Annotated in this window: 15 protein-coding genes and 2 pseudogenes; 6 read left to right on the forward strand and 11 right to left on the reverse strand. The window is 68.7% G+C overall.

Going from position 1 to position 19,283, the window contains the following annotated elements:
- Positions 1-167 precede the first annotated feature (167 nt).
- The 5 genes and pseudogenes from AB0G17_RS01645 to AB0G17_RS01665 form a co-directional block, all read right to left on the reverse strand.
- Positions 168-2,324 carry a trehalose-6-phosphate synthase gene (locus AB0G17_RS01645; RefSeq protein WP_361374356.1) on the reverse strand — a complete coding sequence of 719 codons (2,157 nt, stop codon included), beginning with the start codon at positions 2,322-2,324 and terminating at the stop codon, positions 168-170.
- 216 nt (positions 2,325-2,540) lie between these two features.
- Complete coding sequence (locus AB0G17_RS01650) at positions 2,541-2,798, reverse strand: hypothetical protein (RefSeq protein WP_361374358.1); 258 nt, start codon at positions 2,796-2,798, stop codon at positions 2,541-2,543.
- A 182-nt stretch (positions 2,799-2,980) separates the two neighbouring features.
- Positions 2,981-4,851 (reverse strand): annotated as a pseudogene (locus AB0G17_RS01655) (ABC transporter ATP-binding protein).
- 104 nt (positions 4,852-4,955) lie between these two features.
- Positions 4,956-5,603 carry an RICIN domain-containing protein gene (locus AB0G17_RS01660; RefSeq protein WP_361374360.1) on the reverse strand — a complete coding sequence of 216 codons (648 nt, stop codon included), beginning with the start codon at positions 5,601-5,603 and terminating at the stop codon, positions 4,956-4,958.
- Between the two features lie 291 nt (positions 5,604-5,894).
- A complete protein-coding gene (locus tag AB0G17_RS01665) occupies positions 5,895-7,034 on the reverse strand; it encodes a serine hydrolase domain-containing protein (protein ID WP_361374362.1) in 1,140 nt (379 codons plus the stop codon).
- 603 nt (positions 7,035-7,637) lie between these two features.
- Between AB0G17_RS01665 and AB0G17_RS01670 the strand changes: the two genes are divergently transcribed.
- A complete protein-coding gene (locus AB0G17_RS01670) occupies positions 7,638-8,825 on the forward strand; it encodes a low temperature requirement protein A (protein WP_361374364.1) in 1,188 nt (395 codons plus the stop codon).
- 124 nt (positions 8,826-8,949) lie between these two features.
- Here AB0G17_RS01670 and AB0G17_RS01675 read toward each other — a convergent pair.
- Positions 8,950-9,057 (reverse strand): annotated as a pseudogene (locus AB0G17_RS01675) (pirin family protein); the annotation flags it as partial.
- A gap of 97 nt (positions 9,058-9,154) precedes the next feature.
- Complete coding sequence (locus AB0G17_RS01680) at positions 9,155-10,219, reverse strand: hypothetical protein (protein WP_361374366.1); 1,065 nt, start codon at positions 10,217-10,219, stop codon at positions 9,155-9,157.
- A 593-nt stretch (positions 10,220-10,812) separates the two neighbouring features.
- Here AB0G17_RS01680 and AB0G17_RS01685 point away from each other — a divergent pair.
- From AB0G17_RS01685 to AB0G17_RS01700, 4 genes are all read left to right on the forward strand, one after another.
- A complete protein-coding gene (locus AB0G17_RS01685) occupies positions 10,813-11,166 on the forward strand; it encodes a beta/gamma crystallin domain-containing protein (RefSeq protein WP_361374368.1) in 354 nt (117 codons plus the stop codon).
- 578 nt (positions 11,167-11,744) lie between these two features.
- Complete coding sequence (locus AB0G17_RS01690; RefSeq protein ID WP_361374370.1) at positions 11,745-12,017, forward strand: hypothetical protein; 273 nt, start codon at positions 11,745-11,747, stop codon at positions 12,015-12,017.
- A 353-nt stretch (positions 12,018-12,370) separates the two neighbouring features.
- Positions 12,371-12,862 carry a DUF2975 domain-containing protein gene (locus AB0G17_RS01695; RefSeq protein WP_361374372.1) on the forward strand — a complete coding sequence of 164 codons (492 nt, stop codon included), beginning with the start codon at positions 12,371-12,373 and terminating at the stop codon, positions 12,860-12,862.
- The gene (locus AB0G17_RS01700) at positions 12,862-13,083 is read left to right on the forward strand and encodes a helix-turn-helix transcriptional regulator (RefSeq protein ID WP_361374374.1); all 222 of its coding nucleotides are present in this window, start codon (positions 12,862-12,864) and stop codon (positions 13,081-13,083) included. Before AB0G17_RS01695 ends, AB0G17_RS01700 begins: the two co-directional genes overlap by 1 nt.
- A gap of 158 nt (positions 13,084-13,241) precedes the next feature.
- On the opposite strand, the gene AB0G17_RS01705 is transcribed toward AB0G17_RS01700, so the two are convergent.
- Both AB0G17_RS01705 and AB0G17_RS01710 read right to left on the reverse strand, forming a co-directional pair.
- Positions 13,242-14,078, reverse strand: coding sequence for a hypothetical protein (locus AB0G17_RS01705; RefSeq protein WP_361374376.1), 837 nt, complete (start codon positions 14,076-14,078; stop codon positions 13,242-13,244).
- Between the two features lie 267 nt (positions 14,079-14,345).
- On the reverse strand, positions 14,346-15,413 hold the full coding sequence (locus AB0G17_RS01710; protein ID WP_361374378.1) for a hypothetical protein: 1,068 nt from the start codon (positions 15,411-15,413) through the stop codon (positions 14,346-14,348).
- A gap of 574 nt (positions 15,414-15,987) precedes the next feature.
- Between AB0G17_RS01710 and AB0G17_RS01715 the strand changes: the two genes are divergently transcribed.
- Positions 15,988-16,956 (forward strand): hypothetical protein, encoded by a 969-nt coding sequence (locus AB0G17_RS01715; protein WP_361374380.1) that lies wholly within the window; start codon positions 15,988-15,990, stop codon positions 16,954-16,956.
- A 196-nt stretch (positions 16,957-17,152) separates the two neighbouring features.
- On the opposite strand, the gene AB0G17_RS01720 is transcribed toward AB0G17_RS01715, so the two are convergent.
- Positions 17,153-17,806: a DinB family protein gene (locus AB0G17_RS01720; RefSeq protein ID WP_361374382.1), complete on the reverse strand. Its 654-nt coding sequence runs from the start codon at positions 17,804-17,806 to the stop codon at positions 17,153-17,155.
- Between the two features lie 558 nt (positions 17,807-18,364).
- Positions 18,365-19,255: a LysR family transcriptional regulator gene (locus AB0G17_RS01725; protein WP_361374384.1), complete on the reverse strand. Its 891-nt coding sequence runs from the start codon at positions 19,253-19,255 to the stop codon at positions 18,365-18,367.
- Between the last annotated feature and the right edge of the window lie 28 nt (positions 19,256-19,283).

The following is a 19,283-nucleotide window of genomic DNA, read 5'->3' on the forward strand; positions in this document are numbered from 1 at the left end:
ACCGGTATGCCGATGCCCCGGCAGTAGGCCTGCCGGGGCATGGCATCACCCCTGGGGGCGGCCCGTCAGCACCCTGACACGCACTTTCCGTCCGTCCAGGTCTTGTTGATGTCCGGCCCCCAGAAAGGGGCGTGGAACGATCAAGGTCAAGGCGACGGAGACCTCCGTCACCGTGAACCGGCAGGGTGACGCCTGTCCGGACTGTCGGAAGACGCAGCCGGCTTCCCACCGATGGCCGCGATGACTGCGCGGGCCCAGTCGAGGGGTGGGGCCGCGTCGAGCAGCTGGATCAGGTGGGCCGTATTCGCCCTGCGACGAGACGGGGGCATGGTCAGCGCGGTGTGCAGGGCGTCGACGAGGTCTTGCGGGCGGTGGGGGTCGGTGAGCAGTGCCGCTTTCCCGAGTTGCTGGGCGATACCGGTGTGTCGGGACAGGACGAGGATGCCTGCGCGCTCGGAGGCGGCTTGGGCGGTGAGGTATTCCTGGGCGGTGAGGTTCATCCCGTCCGCCAGGGAGGTCACCCAGAACACGTCGGCTGCCAGGTAGTGGTCCATGACCTCGGTGAAGTGGAGCGATCGGGGAATGTACTCCACGGGCTGCCATTCCCCCGTGCTCCAGCGGGCGTTGAGGTCGGTGATGGCCTGTTCGAGTTCGATGCGGGTTGCCTCGTAAGCGCGGATCCCGGACTCGGGCGGCGGGCACACAAGCCGGAAGCGCAGCCGTCCGCGCAGCTCTGGTCGTCGGTCGAGGAGGGTCGCGAGCGCGCGGATCTTGTGGACAGGGGCTTTCGCGTAGTCCAGACGTTCCACGGACAGCACGAGCAGGCTGTCCTTTGTTGTGGCGTGGGGGGTGCGGGAGCGTGCGAGGGCCGCGACGGCTGCCTGGTCGATGCCCAGAGGGTGGACGCCTGTGCGTGGCACGGGGTCGGAGCCTCGCAGGAGTTGACGGAAGTGGTCGGCGAAGGTGGCCGTGTGGAAACCTGCCCAGTCCAGTTGGGTGAGGGAGGTGAGCAGCTGCTCGGCGACAGGCAGAGCCTGGAAGACGTCGGGCGGGGGGAAGGGAGTGTGGTGGAACAAGCCGATGGTCAGGTCCGGGCGGCTGCGCTTGAGGAGGCCGGGGACGAGCCAGAGGTTGTAGTCGTGCAGCCACACGGTTCCGCCGTCGGCGGCGTGGGCGCTGATGTGGTGTGCGAAGGCGGCGTTGACCTGCTCGTAATCGGCCCAGTGAGCAGGGTCGTGGTGGATGAGATGCGGCTGGGACATCAGTGCCGGCCACAGCGTTTCCTTGCAGGCGCGGTGGAAGTAGCCGGCCCAGCGGGACGGCGCCACGGGCAGAAGGGCCATGGGCAGGTGTTCGGGGAACGACGAGGGCCAGGTGCGATGTCCTTCGGCGGTGGCCGCGGCGGCCCACACAGCATGCAATCCGTCGTCCCTGTCCTTGCGGCCGAGGATGGATGTCAAGGTGGGCAGGATGCCGTTGGGGCTGGAGGGCTGTTCCCATCGTCCTTCGCTCCATCGAGCGGGCGCGCGGTGGTAGCCGATGACGACCGGTGCGGGCGGCTTGACCCAGTCGAGGCGTCGCAGCGCTGAGAGGATCGCGGCGGCACCGTGGAGGCGGGAGCGGTGGATCAGCGGATCATTGGGGGCCCGCCCAGTGAGGGCCGCCTCGGCGTTGCCCACGATGACTCCGTGAGAGCGGAGGTGGAACAGCGTCAGGTCATTGAGCGAGTCACCGGCAACGAGCAGGCTGGGCATGGGCCATTGGTGCCTTTGGGCGAGCTGACGGACGGCCGGGCCCTTGCCTGCGCACGGGGGCAGGACGTCGAAATAGCGCTCTTCGCTGTAGGACCAGGTGCATCCCATGTTCTCTACTGCCGCAGTGAGGGCGTCCGTCAGTCCTTCGGGGGCCAGGTAGAACGAGCAGCGCCCTTCCTGGACGACGTCCTGGTACGCGAGTTGAGGGAAGCCGCGCAGTGCCGCCCGGACGTGTTCGTGCCCGGGCCATCCCATCCGCAGTGGTCGTTCCAGTGCGTCGATGTGGCTCATGTCGGCCGCGTCGATGACGCTGGCACCGACGTCCGCGACGATCCACCGTGGTGCTGGGAGCAGCGGGTCCTGCCGCAGCAGTGTCTGGACGGAGCTCAGACTGCGACCCGTTGCGAAGACGACGGTGATCTCCGGGTGGCGCTCCAGTGCCCGGCGCAGCCGCAGGCGGCTCTCCTGGTCGCCGCCGAGCAGCGTGCCGTCGAGGTCGGCGGCCAGGACTCTTTCATCCGCAGGTACGTGCTGGTCACGGCCATGAGCCCGGCGCGCGCGGTCGTTCACGGCAAACCCCTGTCTTTCTGGTCCATGTTCAGTGCGGCAGCCGGGTGAGCCATGTAGTGAGCTCGGGGGCGTGGAGGGCGTTGGTGGAGCCCGGTCCGGTGACGGGTGCTGCTCCGCGGGCCACTCCCGCTGCCAGGCAGTCATCAGGTGGGCGGCCGTTCATCCACCGGTGCACGAAGCCTCGTAGGCGATCATTGCGACACGGGCCTCACTGGCTCAGCTGGTAGGCGATGTACTCCACCGGTCGGCCGTCCCGCTCCCGCTCCAGCCGGTCCACCACCGCAGCCCGCTGCGGTCCATCGGCGCAGGTATGAGCACGTGCGGCGGCACGACGAGGTCCAGCCCCAGGCAGTGCACCAGCCGCTCACCGTTCGCCGCCTCCTGCCGGGCGAGTGCGTAGCCGCGCCCGTGCCACGCACGAATCAAGGCGGTTTCCTCCTGCGGCAATTGCGGCACGTGCTGCGGATCGGACATCGTCGGAAATGTAAGCAGACGACAACCTCCAGTCGTGATGTTGCTGGAGGAAGTGGCCATATTTCGACCCGGATTGCCCAGAAGCGCCCATCCATGCCCGGCCTGGGGGCGCATGCGCGAGGGGGGCGGTTCGCCCCGCGCCGGGGGGAGTGCGGCGCGGAAGCCGGTTGGCGGTCACCCCCTCAGCCGCACGGGTCCTCCGCCGGCGCGTACTGGCTGGCCTGCAGGCGGTAGAGCTCGGCGTAGAGGCCGTCGGCTGCCAGCAGGGCGGAGGGGGTGCCGGATTCCACGAGACGGCCCTTGTCGAGTACGTGGACGAGGTCGGTGTGGCGCACCGAGGCGAGGCGGTGGGTGATGAGCAGGACCGTGCGGCCGTCCTCGGCGAGCGAGCGGATCTCGTCGAAGACCTGCAGCTCGGCGCGGGCGTCCAGGGCGGCGGTGGGTTCGTCCACGATGAGGACCTCGCCTTGGCGGTAGGCGGCGCGGCTGAAGCCGAGGCGCTGCCACTGGCCGCCGGAGAGCTGGTGGCCGCCGCGAAATCCCCTGGCCAGCAGGGTGTCCAGGCCGCGGGGCAGTTCGGCGACGAGTTCCTTGGCGCCCGCGTGGCGCAGAGCGCTCTCGACGCATTCGTCGCCGTGGGGGGTGTCGGGGCGGCCGATGAGGACGTTCACCCGTGCGGTGAAGGGCCAGCGGGTGAAGTCCTGGGCGACCATTGCCACGCGGTCGCTGAGCTGTCTCCGGTCGGCGTGGGCGGCGTCGGTGTCGTCCCACAGGACGCGGCCGTGCTGTGGTGCGTACAGTCCGGCGAGCAGTTTCGCCAGGGTGGTCTTGCCGGAGCCGTTGGCGCCGACCAGCGCGATGATCTTGCCGGTGGGCAGGGTGAGGGTGACGTCGTTGACGGCGGGCGTGTCCTGGCCGGGGTAGGTGAAGGTGACGTGGTCGAAGCGGATCTTCCGGGGGCGGCCGGGCAACGGCAGGCCGCCGGTGGGCGGGGTGCGGCGGGCGGGGTGCGGCGGGCGGCCTCGGTGCACAGGCGCTCCAGGTCCCCGACGAACAGGGCCCGTTCGTGGAGCGCGTTGACTTCCAGGGCGAGGCTGGTGAGGCTCGCTGAGCCGGTGCGGATGGCGATCACGGCGGTGCCCGCGACGGACAGCGCCATCGCCTCGCTCAGGAGCAGGGCTCCCAGGGTGAGGTAGGTGGCGGCGGTGACGGCGCCGATCCACAGGGCGGCGATGAGCCCGGTGCGGGCTTCGAGGCGGGCCAGGCGGGCCTGTTCGGCCTCGGCGGATTCGGACAGGGCGCGGAAGTGACGCAGCAGGAACGGGCCGACGCCGTGCACGCGGATCTCCGGTGCGGCGTCGGTCTCGGTGAGCATGTGGCCGATCAGCCCGCCGGCACGGGTGTGCTGGGTCCAGGCGTGGAAGGACAAGTAGCGGCGCCGTGCCGTGGTCAGCGCGCTCCAGGAGCCGGGCAGGGTCATCAGGGCCAGCAGCGGCAGCAGCACGGGGTGCAGCACGGTGAGGACGCTCGCGGCGGTCAGGAGCGAGGTGGCCGCGTTGATGACGCGGTTGCCGATGCTCATCATGCGGCGGGCTGCGGAAGCCCCGTAGCGGGCGGAGTCGAGCAGCTTGTGGAACTGGTCGTCCTCGATGGCGGCCAGTTCCACCTGGGCCGCCTGTTCGAGGTAGACCTCGGTCGCCACCCGTTCCACCCGCGGCTCAAGGCGTCCCGTGGCGTACGTGGTGACGGCCCGCAGCAGCGCTCCGGCGCCCATGGTGAGGGCGACGGCGATCAGGGCGGGCAGCGCGTGGCGCAGCCGTTGTTCGACGGCGGTGCCGCTGAGCAGCCCGGCCAGGACGTGGTTGACCGCGAGCAGGCTCGCGGCCTGGGCGAGGCCGCGGGCGAGGTTGGCGGTGAGCAGGAGGCGAGCCGCGCGGGGGTCTGCGCGCCAGGCCAGCCGGAACCCGGAGGCCAGCAGCTGGGGCAGGTGGTGCAGCACGGCGCGCAGGTCCTGGTTGCCAGGGGGTCCGTCAGGCCGCTCTCCCGGCTCGATGCCCGCCCCACCAGCGACGGGTGCGGCCAGGTCTTCCGCGGCGAGCGCACGCGGATGCCCGTGGTGCGGCGGGTGGGCGCCGCACCACGGCCGAGTATGTCTGCCTACGGGATCTTCCAGTGGTGGTCGTCGTTGTCGCTGCAGTAATACAGCGTGATGGGGGCGTTGTTGCCCCCGGTGCGTACGCCGTCTACGTCGAGGCACAAGCCACTGGCGAGGTTGACGAGCCAGAAGCCGTCAGAGCGATTGACCCGACCATAGAGCTGGTTGTCGCCGGTCGTCTGGTTGCAGTAGTACTCGCTGACTTTGGTGCCGGCGTTCACACTGCCGTAGTTCGGCACGTCGAGGCAGAGGTTGTCCTTGGCGTTGCGGAGGTTGTAGAGCGGGTAGCCGTTGGAGCTGTCACCGACATAGTCCCAGTAGAACAACTGGTTGTCCCCGGACGTCCCGTTGCACGGGTACTCGTTGACCGGCCCGTTGACCGTACCGGCCCCGTAGCCGGGAATGTCGATGCACTGGCCGGTGACGACGTTCTTGACCAGGTAGGGCCCGTAGGCGGTGGCGGCTGGCGCGATGTGCTGCGGAGCGTGGGGAAGGGTGGTGGACTTGGCGGCGGACGCGATCCGTACCGGGGTGGAGCTGAGAGCCGCCGGACCGGCGGGGTCCGCCTGAGCGGGGGCGGCGGTGAACGCGAGCGTGAGCAGGGTGACGCCGGCGCTGAGCGTGCCTACTAACCGTCTGATGGGTTTCATGGTTCGTCCTTGTCTGTGTTCGGGGATCTGGCTGTCGAGACAACAGCCGGCCGTGGTCTCGATGGCACCGTGGAAGAGGTTCCTGGTGGCGTTCCGCGGCCTGACACTGCAGGGGAGGGGAGTTGGCCGCGCGACACCGACGCGACCCGAGCAGGTCAGCTCGGTCTACAGGCCGGACAATCGGGGTTGTCCGCGGACAACCGGGATACCGGCGGCCGGCGCCGACCGCGCCTTCCGGCTCGGCCGATACCGGACTGGGCAGGCCCCTGGCATGCGCCGCTCACGCGCCGCTCATGCGCCGCAGAACTCGGCCTCTACGACGCGCTGTTCGTGGACGTTCCAGTCGCCGTTGAAGTTCAATGACAGTACGTGGCCGCCGTCCGTGGTCGCCACGGTCTGCGAGATGGAGCCCTGGATGCCGCCGTTGTGCCCCCATACGTCAACGCCGCAGGACAGTTTGATCTTCATCAGGCCCAGGCCGTAGGAGACGGCCGGCATCCCCTCGATCGGCTCGGTCGTGGTCATCTCCTCCAGCTGACGCTTGGACAGGAGTCGTCCGGAGAGCAGGGCTCGGTAGAACCGGTTGAGATCACGGGTATTGGAGATGATTTCTCCGGCGGCGCCTGCGAGGGAGGGGTTGAGCTCGGTGACGTCGTACGTGGCGCTGTCCGGTTCTGCGGGGCCGGCGAGTTCCCCGGTCAGCTTGGAGTAGGCGCGTCCGCTTGGCCCCGGTACGCGAGCTCGGGTGCCCGGCAGTGTGGTGGAGTCCATGTGCAGGGGGCGCAGGATCCGCCGCTCGATCTCGTGGGCGTACGAGTGACCGGTGGCCTTCCGGATGACCATTCCGGCGAGGATGTAGTTGGTGTCGGAGTAACCCCAATTCTTGCTGTCGGGGTCGAAGCTCGGCTGGTGGGTCATGGCGAGGCGGACGATCTGTTCCGGCGTCCAGGTGTCGTAGCGGTGCCGCAGGAAGCCGGTGCCGAACTCCTTCCGTTTGAAGTCCTCGTCGTCGGTGTAGCTGTAGACCCCGCTGGTGTGGTTGAGGAGTTGACGCAGCCTGATCTTCCCGCCGTCGTGCCCGTTGCCCCGGACCAGACCCGGCAGCCAGTGGTCCACGGTGTCGTCCAGGCTGAGCTTCCCTTCCGCCTCCAACTGCAGTATCACGGTGGCTACGAACGTCTTGGTGATCGAACCCACCCGGAAGCGGTCATCGGTACGCGGTTGTCGGCCGGTTGCCAGATCGGCGGTGCCCGCACGGCCTGCCCAGACGTCGTGCCCCCGCTCGGCGAGCGCGATGGCACCCGGCGGCCCACCCTGGACCACCCCGTCCAAGGCCGCCTGGGTGGCCTGGTGCCCGCCGCGTGCGGCTGACGCCTGACCGGCGTCGTGGGCGTCCGCCGCCGACGCGGGCAGGGTGAATCCGGCAGTCATCACCGCCGTCGCGACCGCCCCGACAGCAACGACCCGCGCTGTCCGCGCCGCGCGCCTGCCGCCCACCTTCCTCCCGGGCGTACGTGATCCGTCTGCTGCATGCGTATGCTCGTACACTGAGGGCTCCTGCGAGGCTGGTGGGCGACAACTGATCTTGTGGGCCCAGTATTTTGGGTCAGGGCCTGTACCTGGGATCCCGTCAGCCACCCGCTTTGAGGTGGGGCTAACCCCCTGCCCCGCCGGTCAGCCTCTCGCGGCTTTCCCGACAGCGCGCAAGAACTACCACTCCGCCCATCACGGCCTCCTCTCCATCGGCAGGCTGGTGAGCGGCCTGTTCGGCGCCGCATTCGGCTCCACGGCTGTCGACGCCTGGGGCTACGACGGCGCCTACGCACTGGCCGGCGGGCATCATCCTGCTGCGGCGCCGACTCGCGGCCGGCCAGGTGCGGGACATCGCGGCCAACCCTCCGCCCCCCAGCCGTGTGGTGGCGTACCCCCAAGTACGCGCGGTCGCCCTGCGGATGAGACAGGCCCGGGCGCTTTCGCACCGCTGGGCTAATGTGTCGGCCGCACATTGGAACGACATGCCTGCTGGGGGAACGTATGTCTGCCGTCGACGGCCCGGCCGTGGCGACCGAGAGCGCCGCGGGGCGCCGGGTCTCCACCCTGGAGCTCTTCTTCGACCTCGTCTTCGTCTTCACGATCACACAACTGACCGTCCTGCTCACCCACGACCTGTCCTTCGCCCAGGCTGGCCGGGTCCTACTGATCTTCGCCGTCCTGTTCTGGATGTACGGCGCCTACGCCTACCTCACCAACCAGGTGCCGCCCGAGACCAACGCCCGCCGCATTCCGCTGATCCTGGGCATGTGCGGCTTCCTCACCTGCGCGCTGGCCATTCCCCGGGTGTTCACCACGGACGGCGTCGCGTTCGGCCTCGGCTTCCTCCTGGTCACCGTGGTCCACAGCGCGCTGTATGCCCTGGTGCACGGGCGGCACGTCCTCAGCTTCGCGCTCACCAACGTCCTCGCCGCGCTGTGCGTCACGGCGGCCGGTACCGTCAGCGGCCGGGCCGCCGAAACACTCTGGCTGGCCGCGCTGGTCCTGCAGGCCATCACCCCGCTCCTCTCCAGCCGCATCACCACTGACGTCGGCGGGGAGCGCGTCCCGGTGACGGGCCGCGTCGGCGCACTCGACCCGGCGCACTTCGTGGAGCGCCACGGGCTGCTCCTCATCATCGCGTTCGGCGAGTCCGTGATCGCCATCGGCGTCGGCTCCGGCGACCGCCCGCTGGACTGGGGCCTGTTCGGCGGCGCGGCCCTCGCCCTCGCCCTGGCGACCGCGCTGTGGTGGACCTACTTCATCCGCGACGAGGAGGCCGCCGAACAGGCGCTGCGGGCCGTGTCCGGGCTGGCCAGGTTCCGGGTGACGATGCTCGCGTACTACTACAGCTTCGTGCCGATGCTGCTCGGCGTCGCGGTGCTCGCGGCCGGGGTGAAGAAGTCCATCGGGCACCTCCCGGACCATATGCCCGCAGCGCCCGCCATCGCGCTTGCGGGCGGTGTGACGCTCTTCCTCGCGGGAAACGTCGCCTTCCGTGCGGTGCTACGCATCCCGCCACTGCGCTTTCGCGCGGCCGGCGCCGCAGCCGCCCTCGCCACGATCCCGCTCGGGACGCACCTCTCTTCCCTGGCCGAGTTGTTCGCCCTGGTGCTCGTGCTGGTCGGGATGCTGCTTGCCGAAGCACGCTGGGCACCCTGCTTGCATGACGACAGGGCAAACGCCGCATGATTGCCGTGCCCGGGTCCACGCCCGCTCGAACCCGACAGGTGCAGAGCGCCGCACCGCGCGGCGGAGTTCCCGAACATTCGCCATTCTCCGGCTGAACCTCAGCGGGTCGGCATACGGGTTCCGGGGCCCGTTGCAGCAGCGTGCGCCGTACGGTCACCGCTCGCGGTCCGCCCAGCGGGACGTCCCGTGCGGCGAGGACCTCGACCTCTGCGCGGGTGATCTGGGTGGCCATCACCTTCGTCACCACGACCTTGCGCAGTCGCGCCCGGCCGATCTCGTGCCGTCAGGCACGCCGAGACCGCCCGCGTCCCTGCCTCTGGTTCCCGCCTCTAATCCCCGCCGCCGTCTCCGCCGCCGCCGTCTCCGCCGCCGCTGTCTCCGCCGCCTCCGTCTCCCCCGTCTCCGCCGTCGGAGCCCCAGCCGTCCGAGCCGCCCGTTTCGTTGTCGTCGCCGCCGCTGCCCAGGTTGCTGAACCAGGGGCGATCCCAGGAGTCGTCGGTGGCGACCGCCTCGCCGGCGCTGGAGTGCGGACGCTGGAGCGGGAAGCGGGCCGTGCCCGTGGTGTCGCCCAGGCCAAAGGTGACCGCGAAGGCGTGGGCCATGAGCGCGTCCAGCGGGTCCTGGCTCTCGTAGTGCACGGGCGCCAGGGGCAGCAGCACCGTCCCGGGGTCGAGGTCGGGACGGCGCGGCGGTCGCTGTATCAGGGCGACCCGCTGCTCGTCGCGCAGCAACCAGGAGCTCGTGTGGTCCGCCCGGCGCAACTCCCAGACGCCCTGGGGCAGCCGCGCCCGTGCGTAGCTCTTGGACTTACGCAGCTTCTTCTTCAGGAAGAGGGCGGCCGGTACGTCCCCGACGGTCATCCGAAGCCCCTGCGCCTGGTCAGCGGTGCTGCTCAGGAAGCCGTGCGGTGCCCGTATCCGTACGGGTGGAGCGCCCGGCCCCCACACGTCCACGCGTACCAGCCGGCGGTCCACCGCCACGCCTACCTGGCCGGCGGGTCCGTGGGTGTACCGTCGGGCCATCCACAGCGGCACGCCCTCCGCCTGCGCCCGCTCGGCCAGGGCGTTCAGCTGCGCGGGCCCGCCACAGTGCCGTACCGCCAGTTCTCCGAGCTTCTGGGCGAATTCGGCGGCCTGACGTACTTTTACGGGAGTGGTGGTGCCGGTGACGCGAGTGACCGGGATGACGCCACTGCCTGCGGCCAGCTGCTCCAGCGGACGTTCCGTGCCGCCGCCGCCGAGCCAGTGGCCGCGCTGGAACGCCTCGGCCATGGCCGGCAGGTTCAGCTCGCTCAGGGGCGTGACCCTGCCGCCGCGACGCAGGTCTTCCTCCGTCAGCTCAACGGTCCGCGCCAGCGGATTCCACGACCGTTCTGTATAGAGCGCCTGGCTCATGCCCTCTCCCGTTTCCGTGCAGCACAGCGACCGAGCCTATCGAGCCTCAGGACGCGTTCGCACAGCGTCCGGTTTCCGGAGGCCGCGGCCCCGGAAGGCGGCTGACCTGGCGGCGGGGCCTGCGGCTGCGCCGCCGGACGGCAACTGTGCCTGCAGGCTTGCCCGTTCAGCCCTTTGTCGGCGAGGTGCATGGGCTGTACAAGAAGTAAGAGACGTGGCGAGGGGAGGTGCTCTGCGTACGAAGGACGAGCGGGGCGGGGAGGGATGGTAGTCCCGCCTCCTTGCTGGACGACGCAATGGACCAGGATATGCATGAGCCCGTCGACGGTCTCTCGAACGAAAGGGCAACGGATACCTGAGATTGACGCGGACAACTCGTGCAGTCTCGATCAAGACATTTGGGGGAGCATTCCGGCCCAGGGTGCCGTGAATGATTGCCATGTACAGATGCCTTGCATGATATTCGTAGGGCAAGCCCGAGAGACGAGACCGCGGAAGGGTTGCACGGAGTCAAGCAGTGCATTTTTGACGAGCCTTCATATGTGCAGCCAGTACGTGGCCTCCCCGTTCGAGAATCGGATGAAGGAGAACTTGTGATCTCAAAGACGAAGAGGGTCGCCCGTTCCGTGATCGTGGCGTTAGCAGCCACCACGGCGGTCACGGTAGCCATGCCCACGGGCAACGCGTTCGCCATCGACCACGTCGAGTGCCGTGGTGGGGAGAACTTCCTGAAGATCTGGTCGCACCTGGACAACCGCTCCAGCGTGGACTGCTACGCCAACAAGGGCCGGAAGTCCTTCGGTAGCTGGTGGGTCGACCGCATCTCGACGGGCAACAACGATCTCATCTACTACGACGTAAACGGCGACTCGGTCCGCATCAACCGGTGGACGGACATCACCTTCCCGAACCGTCCCCCGCGGGTCAAGGACATCGAAATCCTTTAACGGAGAGCGGAGAGCGGAGAGCGGTAGTGCCCCGGGTGGGCCGTGCCGACTCGCGTCCTCCGCAGCTCAATCCCTTTCCTGCCTGGAGCTGAATTCCCTGTCGGGATGAATTCCCTCCTGCCCGGCTGATCGATGCAGGCCACGCGATTCCCGCGTGGCCTGCATCGGCAGGTTCCTCGTGATTTCCGGGACTCAGGGTCGCGGGCGGGGCCGGGTGCCGCCGCCGTCGCGGGGGACGGTCAGGCCAAGGTGGAACTCGGACCTACACCGCGTCCGCCTCCTTGCGGCCAAGTAGCCCCCGCCGACCTGCCACGGGGACAGAGACGTGGCGCTGCGCACGGCTGCCTGGGCCACGGTCTGGGCGGCGCTGCCGCGGAGCGGCGATTCCGTGCCGGGTCGGGAGAGGTGCGGATGACACGATCGATGGGGAACGTCGCCTCGATCACCCGACCTTCGCGGTGGTGGTGGGGTGGCTGTTCGCCAACTTGCGGGGACGCAGCCGCGTACCGAAGAGGGCGGCGTCGACGGCCTTGGGCGGTGGGCTGCTCAACAGCACAGCGACCGCGTTCAACGGGCGGATGCCCTACTCGCCCACAGCTGCCGCCGCCGGTATCCCGCCGGGGCAGGAAACGGCCAAGAACATCGCCGCCGCGCGCGGCAGTCGGCCGACCTTCCTCGGCGACGTCATCCCCGGCGGGAGGCGAGACATGACTCAAACCATCAACGTACGGCGCCTGATGACGGCGCTGTTCACCCTGGCAACCTTCGCCCTGCTGCTCTACACCATCGGAGGCCCGGAACGGAGCGTCCATACCCAGCTACAGCCACATCGCGGCGGCACTGCGCAGTAGCGGACACCAATAGATCCTGCTCGGCATGCCGATCGGCAGACTTCACAAGCTCCTCGTCAGAGCCGAAAAACGTGACGGCTCAGACTTGCTCGCCAGACAGGCGACTCCCCGGCCTGGCCCGCCGGTGTCGATCTGGCGTGAATATAAAGAAGTGCCCGGAAGTTCCGGCGGGTCAACGCGCGGCTGAACCATTCAGTCCGCAGAGATTGAAAGCCTTCGCACTGCGCCATGCCGCGGGAGGGGCGGCGGCATCCTGCCATGGTGCGAAACCGCCGCCCGCTCTCCGGCCCAGCCCTTGCTCCACCTATCGAGATTCGATAGATTCCCATCGTGGGTCGATGGGAGGATGGGGCATGGGGAAGCTGACAGTGCGCGCCCTGCGCGGCGTGCTCGTGGTGGTGCTCACCGGCACCTTGTTCGTGCAGGCACTGATGGTGTGGGCACTTGTCAGCGGGAGTGACCCGGAGGACGGGTCGCTCCCGCTGACCCCGCTGCGCGTGATCACGATCCTGGGCATCGGGACGGCCCAGGTCGCCCTGGTCTGTGTATGGCGGCTGGTGACGATGGTGCGACGCGGAACCGTGTTCTCCCACGCCGCCTTCCGGTACGTGGACGGCATCATCGGCGCGATCGTTGTGGCTGCTCTCGTGTGGTTCGCGGTTACGGCCGTGAATGCGCCCGGCCAGCGGGACGACCCGGGCGTCACCCTGATCATGGGCGGGATTGGCGTTGCCACCCTGGGAGTCGCGCTCATCGTGCTCGTACTGCGGATGCTGCTCGCCCAGGCCGTCGCCCGCGACGTCGAAGCGGCGCAGATGCAGGCCGAGTTGGACGAGGTGATCTGATGCCGATCGCCGTCGACATCGACGTGATGCTGGCCAGGAGGAAGATGTCCGTGGGCGAACTCGCGGACCGCATAGGGATCACGCCCGCCAACCTGGCGGTACTCAAGAACGGCCGCGCCAAGGCGGTGCGCTTTGCCACGCTCGCCGCGCTCTGCGAGGTGCTCGAGTGCCAGCCAGGCGACCTGCTCCGTTGGGAGGCCGAGGACACCGCGGGCGAATGAAACGTGCCTGCTGACGCGTCATCGCCGATCCCGCTTGCCTGCGACCAACTCCGCGAGCATCCCGGGGCCGTACCCGGGAGACCAAGGGCTTCCCGGAGCGTCTGGCCTCCATCGACATCCGCCGGCATCCGTCGGACTGGCTCTGGTGTCCGGAGTGTCTAGCTCTGGTCTGAGTCTTTGCGCTTGCGGCCGAGGGATTTCGAGGCCAGAGCGACCAGGGGTTTTCGGAAGAACGCGAGGATCACGCCACTGGCTCCGAGTACCGCGCCTGCGGCGATGATCCACTCTTTCATCTCGCTGACCTGGTACCCGAAGGTGGTGTTAGCGGCCAGGTCGAGTGTGAGCGGGGGCGACGTACGTGCCAAGACGTTGCTGGACGAGCCCTGGTAGGTCTCGATTACCAGGTTCAGCCGATGACGTCCGGGCTTTCGGGGAGTGAGGTTCCACTGCCATTCAACGGAGGTGTTCCTTGTGAGCAGTTGGTGGTTGGAGCCAGTGAGCTCGACGTCGACATCACCGTCCGGGGCGGTGAGCTCGGCGCCCTGTACTCCGCCTACCCAGAGGTTTCGACGCGCCACGACGTGACTTGGTTGGGGCTGCGCGCTGCTGAGGGCGCTGAGCGTCACCGTGAATTCGGTGGTGTCATTGACGTTGACCGGCGACGGTGGATCGTAGTCCAACTGCCCCTCGAACAGCCCTGCTCTGTCCCGCTCAGCCTTTTTTTGGAACAGGACCTGGTCCGAGCCGCCCGACCGGCCCACACCGCCTGACGTGTTCGAACCACCGGAATTCTCGCCACCGGAATCCTCCGAACCGGCGGACGTATCCGTATCGCCCGTACCCTCGGAAGGCTCTGACGGACTCCTGGAGGTATCCGCACCGCCCGAACTGTCGCTGGTACCCGAATTGCAGGCTGTGAGCGCGGTCAGCGCGATGAAGAAGCCGGCAACCAGCACTGTCGCCCGCAGCCAGATCCGCCGTCTCGGTTGAGGCACGAGGCCAACCCTAGTGCTGCGCCTGCTCGGCCACTGTGCTGGTACGCGGCGTGTCGGGCGGGTCGTCTGGCGGGTTTGAGGTGAGGCGGCCGTGGCGGTGTAGTACTCGCAGCGTGGGCCCGATGAGAATGCTCGCCCAGGCTCGCGAGACGCTGCTCGCGCGGCCTGCGACGCGTGGCGGGTGCTTCCCGGGTAGGCACCCGCCACCCGGCCCGTCCAACGCCTGCCGCGTGCGGCACGTGCCCTGCATACCGCACGGGTGACGGGTCAGTGGGCGGAGTCGAACTCGCGTACCACCTGTGGCAGGGCCTTGAGGACCGTCGTGGAGTGGTCGAACTGCCCGACGTCGTTCAGCTGCTGGTCGGCCCCGTGGGAAGCCAGCTGACGTTGGCAGTGAAGGGAGTTCGTAAAGGAGACGTCCTTGTCGCCCTTGGCGTGGAAGAGGTGCACCGGGACCGTCGGCCGCCAGTCACAGGTGGTGTCCATCACCTGCAGTTTCCGTTTCAGGATCCCTGTGGGGTTGCGCACCTTCTGGAGGAACTCGGGGGTGAACAGTTCTTTCGAGGTGGCCGGCAGGGCGGCCGCGATCTGCGACGCCTGGTGGTCGCCGTCGAAGAGCGTCTCCACCTTCTTGTCGTAGGGGGCACGGAATGCCTGGCCCGCCGTGTCGTACAGGCCGTACATCCGGTTCCAGGCGGTGGTGAAATAGGCGAGGTAGAGGGACGAGCGGGCAACCTTGTCCGCTGCTGCGGCGGCCTCGAAACCACTCAGGTCGAACGGACCGGAGATCGGGGCCAGCGCACCCGGGCGGAAGTACGGGTCGACGCCCTGTTGCAGGGCGCGCCCGACCAGCATGGTGGCCGGTCCGCCCTGGGAGAATCCGCTGACCAGTACGCGCGGGTCGAGTGTGTGACCATCCCGGGCCGCGAAGGCGCGAGCCGCCCGCAAGGCATCCACCGACGCGCTGACGGTCGCCTCCGGGTTCCCGTAGGGGTGGATCCCCGGGCTCTTGCCCATGCCGAGGTAGTCCGGTGCGGACACCGCCCGGCCGGTCGAGGCGAACAGCAGTGCCGTGGTCCGGTCGGGGGACTCGTCGTTCACCGAGGCCACCTCCCCCCGGTACACCTCCGTGCCGTGCAGCCAGGACACCACCCGAAGGCCGCGGTCGTCGCTCTTCGGCATCACGACCAGCTCGCTCGCCGTGGTGGACCGGCCCTTGATGTCGATGGTGCGGTACACGATCCGGTGGGCCCGCACACCGTAGCGGACCTGCACCGCATCGATGCCGGCCTTCGCCACATGGGCTGCGACCTCCTTGGCGGTCAAGTCCGCCACAGGGGTCGCAGAGATCACCGACCCACGTGCTGCGGGTTGCTGGTAGGCGGCACGGGCGGTAGGTGCGGCCGACGAGGAGGACCGTTGGTGGTCGTCACTGCACCCGGCCCCCGCCAGTACGGTCACGGTGCACACCACAGCGGCAGGGACGTTCTACGCCAGGGGTTTCCGCGGAAGAACGGCGATGAAAGGGCCCGCTGGCCGTCGAAGCCGAAGCCGAAGCCGTGCCAGGGGGCAGGTGGAAGGGAAGGTTGGTCCGGGTAGTGATAGCGGGCGGCCGTTCGCACGCTGCCGTCGTGGCTCCACGCCCTGACCCGAGTCGTATAGGTGTGTTCAAAATCCGGGGTCATGGCCACCGACCAATTGACCCGTTCGAAGGACTTGGCATATATGCAGGCCGGGGGTGGGACTTCTCCTCTCGCTGGTCGTCGCGGCAGCCGGGGGACCATCCCTGTCAATTCATAGGCCACGAGGGCGATCTCCCGGCCGCGACTGCGGCGGTCACCGACCGGCGTACCGCAGTCTGCCTCTGGCGCCACACGGGTGGCCCGTGCCGCAGCCCAAGGAGAGATTCATGCCCCGACTCCCGTACCTGGCCGGTATGGTCGCGACCGCCGTCACCCTCGGCGTGCTCGCATCGGCTCCCGCATCCGGTGACGAGCCGCTCGTGTCGCACCCGCGTGTGGTCGCTCACTTCGACTTCGCCGCAGGCGAGACACCCGAGAACATCGCGCTCGAACCCGACGGCTCCGCCGACCTGACCTTCTCCTTCGCCCGCCAGGTCGCCAACGTCACCCGGCACGGAGACATCCGCAGGCGCGTCACCCTGCCCGCCGTCGCGAACCCGAACACCCCCATCGTCCACAACGCCGTTGTTCTCGGCATCGTCCGTGCTCACGACGGCACCCTCTACGTCAACTACGCCACCGGCACCAGCAAGACCGGCATCTGGCGCATCACGCCCGACGGCCGCAGGCCCCAGCAGATCGCGAAGCTGCCGGCGGACGGGCTGCTCAACGGTCTTGCCCTCGACGAGCGCCGGGGCGTGCTCTACGCGGCCGACTCGGTGCTGGGAATCGTCTGGCGCGTGCCGGTGACGGGAGGCAGGGGTACCGCGTGGGTCAGGGGAACGGCCCTCGCGCCGGTTCCGTCCGGAACGGGCATCGGCGCCAACGGCATCAAGGTTCACGACGGCGCCGTCTGGGTGTCCAACACCGACCGCGGGACGCTGCTGCGCATCCCCGTACGCCGCAACGGCTCCGCAGGCAGGATCAGGACCCAGGCGAGAGGGCTGGACGGTATCGACGACTTCGCGTTCACCTCACGCCGCGGCGACACCGTCCTCGCCGCATTGGACGGCACCAGTCAGGTCGTCGTGGTGCGGCCGCAGGGCACCCACTCCGTCGTTCTCACTCAGCGGGACGGGATCTCGAACCCGACCTCCGTGGCCGTACGCGACCAGACGGTCTACGTCCCCAGCGCCTCGTACTTCGCCACCGAGCCGGACCCGAACCTGCTTCTGGCCCGTCTGAACCACGGCTAGGCTCCGCCAGGCCTCATTGAAGTGGCGGGCCCGCTTCCGGGGCCCGCCCGCATGCAGGTTGTTGCAGGCCTCCTCCGTGGAGACATTGAGCCGGTTGAAGAGGTTGATCGCTCCGATCTTGAGCGAGTGCGCCCGAGGCCGATATGCCGTGGTTGGCGGTGTGCTGTGCGCGCCCTGCAGCCACGCGACGTTTGAGTCAGCTGCGACTGTGCGGCGCGCCGTGCCAGCGCCAGTTAGTCCGGCGGGGGCGATCAGGCGTCTCGATGCGTCCGGTGGCCCACAGCAAGGTGGACCATGGGGTGTCGATGACGGGCACGTCGGGGAACAAACGGGCGAGGGCCCGCTCGCTCAGGTCATGCGGGGGCTCCCGGACAGGGTCCAGGCCCTGGGTGATGTCGTGGGTGTGGACCAGGGTCTCGACGATGCCCATGGCTGCGAAGCCCTCCGGGTCGGAGGCTCCGAAGACGTGTGGCGCCAAGGTGGTTGCGGCCGCGGTGTCCACGACGGTTGCGAGCAGGCCGCCGCAAGCCTCCACGACAGTCAGGAGTCCCTCTGGTCCTGCCTCATGGTCTGCGAAGATGACGTTGGCCGGGCCGCCGGGTCGATCACTGGAAACGCGCAGCGGGACGCGCGGCACGCCCATGGGCTGCGCGAGCCCGAACCGCAGGGCGTAGGTGAGCAGGTCATCCGCGAGGTGGTCAAGGGTCTCCCAACGCGTCCACTCCAAGCCTCCGGCCCGGTCGTGCCATTGGGCAGCGGGGATGCCTTCGAGGGCGTCGAGGCAATGGGCGACGGCCCGGCGTACGTGTTTCCCCGACACCGGCGTCTGCGGTTCTCTGGACTGTGGCATGCGAGGAGCCTACAAAAGCCGGGCCGAGGCGCTCCTACGCTGCCACGGCCGCGCTAAAGCGTATCGAGGCACCGCGGGCTCATCCCGACCGCCAGGTCGGGGGACCAATCCTGGTTATGGGGGGGGTGAGCAACAATGGCGTGCTGCGGATCCAGCGGTGCGAGCGCGGCTGCGGGTGGGGCGGGAAATGGGCGGTGTGAACTGTTCAGGGCCGCTCGGAGGGAGCGCCACGACATGGATGCCGCCCCCACCGGGACATCAGCTGGACCGCAGACCTCCACGAACGACGCCGATGCCACGTACGCAGATCCGCGGGCAGCGGCCCTGATTCACCGTGCTCGAACCGCTGCACGTAGAGGCTAGCTCATGGCAGCAGTGTGCCCTCTCGTACACGGCCCTTGAGATACGCCCCAGCCTTCATGGCGGCAGGGAAGAGGCTGGCGGCCAGTCACGGGGCCGACGTCTGCGGAGCGGCGGGGGTGTGGCCGCCGCCACGGTGAGATCATCGAAGCCCTTGCGTTCCCCGACGAGGACATCGTGGTGAGGGCTTGGTCTCGGTCATCCAGTGGCTGCCGTGAGGGCTGCTGCAAGGAGGGCTTGAGGACCGTCCAGCGTGCTGCTGTACAGGGCCTCGGTGCGGTGCACCAGCCGTGGTGCGGCGAGGGGGACCGCGCTGATGCCGGGCATGCCGTCGATCGATTGCTGGGGCAGTAGCGCGAGCCCGTGTCCTGCCGTGACGAGCGCGATGAGTCCGCGTATGTCGGTTCCTTCGTAACGCAAGGACGTGCGGTAGCCGTCGGAGCCGCTCACGGTGCGCAATTGCGAAAGCGAGATGGCGGTGCCGGGTGCGTCGATCCATCGGGCGTCGGTGAGGTCGACCAAGCGCAGCCCGGCGCGACGGCTCAGCGGGTGCTGGGTGGGGAGTGCTACGGCCAGAGGCTGTTGCGCGACGGCCATCGCCGTGAGCGGGCCGATGTCGGGGAGGTGGAGCGGGTCGTTGGGGGCGGCCATGCCGTCGATCAAACCGAGGTCCAAGATAGAGGTCGCGACTTCGCGTGGGATGTCCTCGCGGCCAAGGACACGCACCTTCACCTCCAAGCGGGGATGCGTCTGGCGCAGGTCGGCAAGCGTCCGGGTGAACAGTGAGCTCAAGGCCAGCGGGGAAACCCCGATGACGATGCGGGCGGCGGGTGCCGCGGTCAGGCGTGCGATATCCGCGCGGGCGGCGTCCAGCCGCAGCAGCAGTGGCCCGGCGTGCTCCAGCAGCCGTACGCCGACGTTAGTCGCAGTGACAGGGCGCCGTAGCAGGAGGATCGCCCCGAGGTCGTTTTCGAGTGCGGCGATGTGCTGGGAGACCGCTGACTGCGTGTAGCCAAGTTCGCGGGCCGCCTGGGAGAACGAACCGCAGCGGGACACCGTCACGAACGTGCGGAGGAGGTGCGGATCCATGTCCATCAGTATTGCTGATAGAAGGGTC

The sequence above is a fragment of the Streptomyces sp. NPDC023838 genome, assembly GCF_040639555.1.
Classification (GTDB): Bacteria; Actinomycetota; Actinomycetes; order Streptomycetales; family Streptomycetaceae; genus Streptomyces.

What these genes read in the sequence shown, in the direction of transcription:
- AB0G17_RS01650 (WP_361374358.1), bottom strand. Translation starts at nt 2,798, where the DNA reads ATGTCCGATCCGCAGCACGTGCCGCAATTGCCGCAGGAGGAAACCGCC.
- AB0G17_RS01660 (WP_361374360.1), bottom strand. Translation starts at nt 5,603, where the DNA reads ATGAAACCCATCAGACGGTTAGTAGGCACGCTCAGCGCCGGCGTCACC.
- AB0G17_RS01665 (WP_361374362.1), bottom strand. Translation starts at nt 7,034, where the DNA reads ATGACTGCCGGATTCACCCTGCCCGCGTCGGCGGCGGACGCCCACGAC.
- AB0G17_RS01670 (WP_361374364.1), top strand. Translation starts at nt 7,638, where the DNA reads ATGTCTGCCGTCGACGGCCCGGCCGTGGCGACCGAGAGCGCCGCGGGG.
- AB0G17_RS01680 (WP_361374366.1), bottom strand. Translation starts at nt 10,219, where the DNA reads ATGAGCCAGGCGCTCTATACAGAACGGTCGTGGAATCCGCTGGCGCGG.
- AB0G17_RS01690 (WP_361374370.1), top strand. Translation starts at nt 11,745, where the DNA reads ATGCCCTACTCGCCCACAGCTGCCGCCGCCGGTATCCCGCCGGGGCAG.
- AB0G17_RS01695 (WP_361374372.1), top strand. Translation starts at nt 12,371, where the DNA reads ATGGGGAAGCTGACAGTGCGCGCCCTGCGCGGCGTGCTCGTGGTGGTG.
- AB0G17_RS01700 (WP_361374374.1), top strand. Translation starts at nt 12,862, where the DNA reads ATGCCGATCGCCGTCGACATCGACGTGATGCTGGCCAGGAGGAAGATG.
- AB0G17_RS01715 (WP_361374380.1), top strand. Translation starts at nt 15,988, where the DNA reads ATGCCCCGACTCCCGTACCTGGCCGGTATGGTCGCGACCGCCGTCACC.
- AB0G17_RS01720 (WP_361374382.1), bottom strand. Translation starts at nt 17,806, where the DNA reads ATGCCACAGTCCAGAGAACCGCAGACGCCGGTGTCGGGGAAACACGTA.
- AB0G17_RS01725 (WP_361374384.1), bottom strand. Translation starts at nt 19,255, where the DNA reads ATGGATCCGCACCTCCTCCGCACGTTCGTGACGGTGTCCCGCTGCGGT.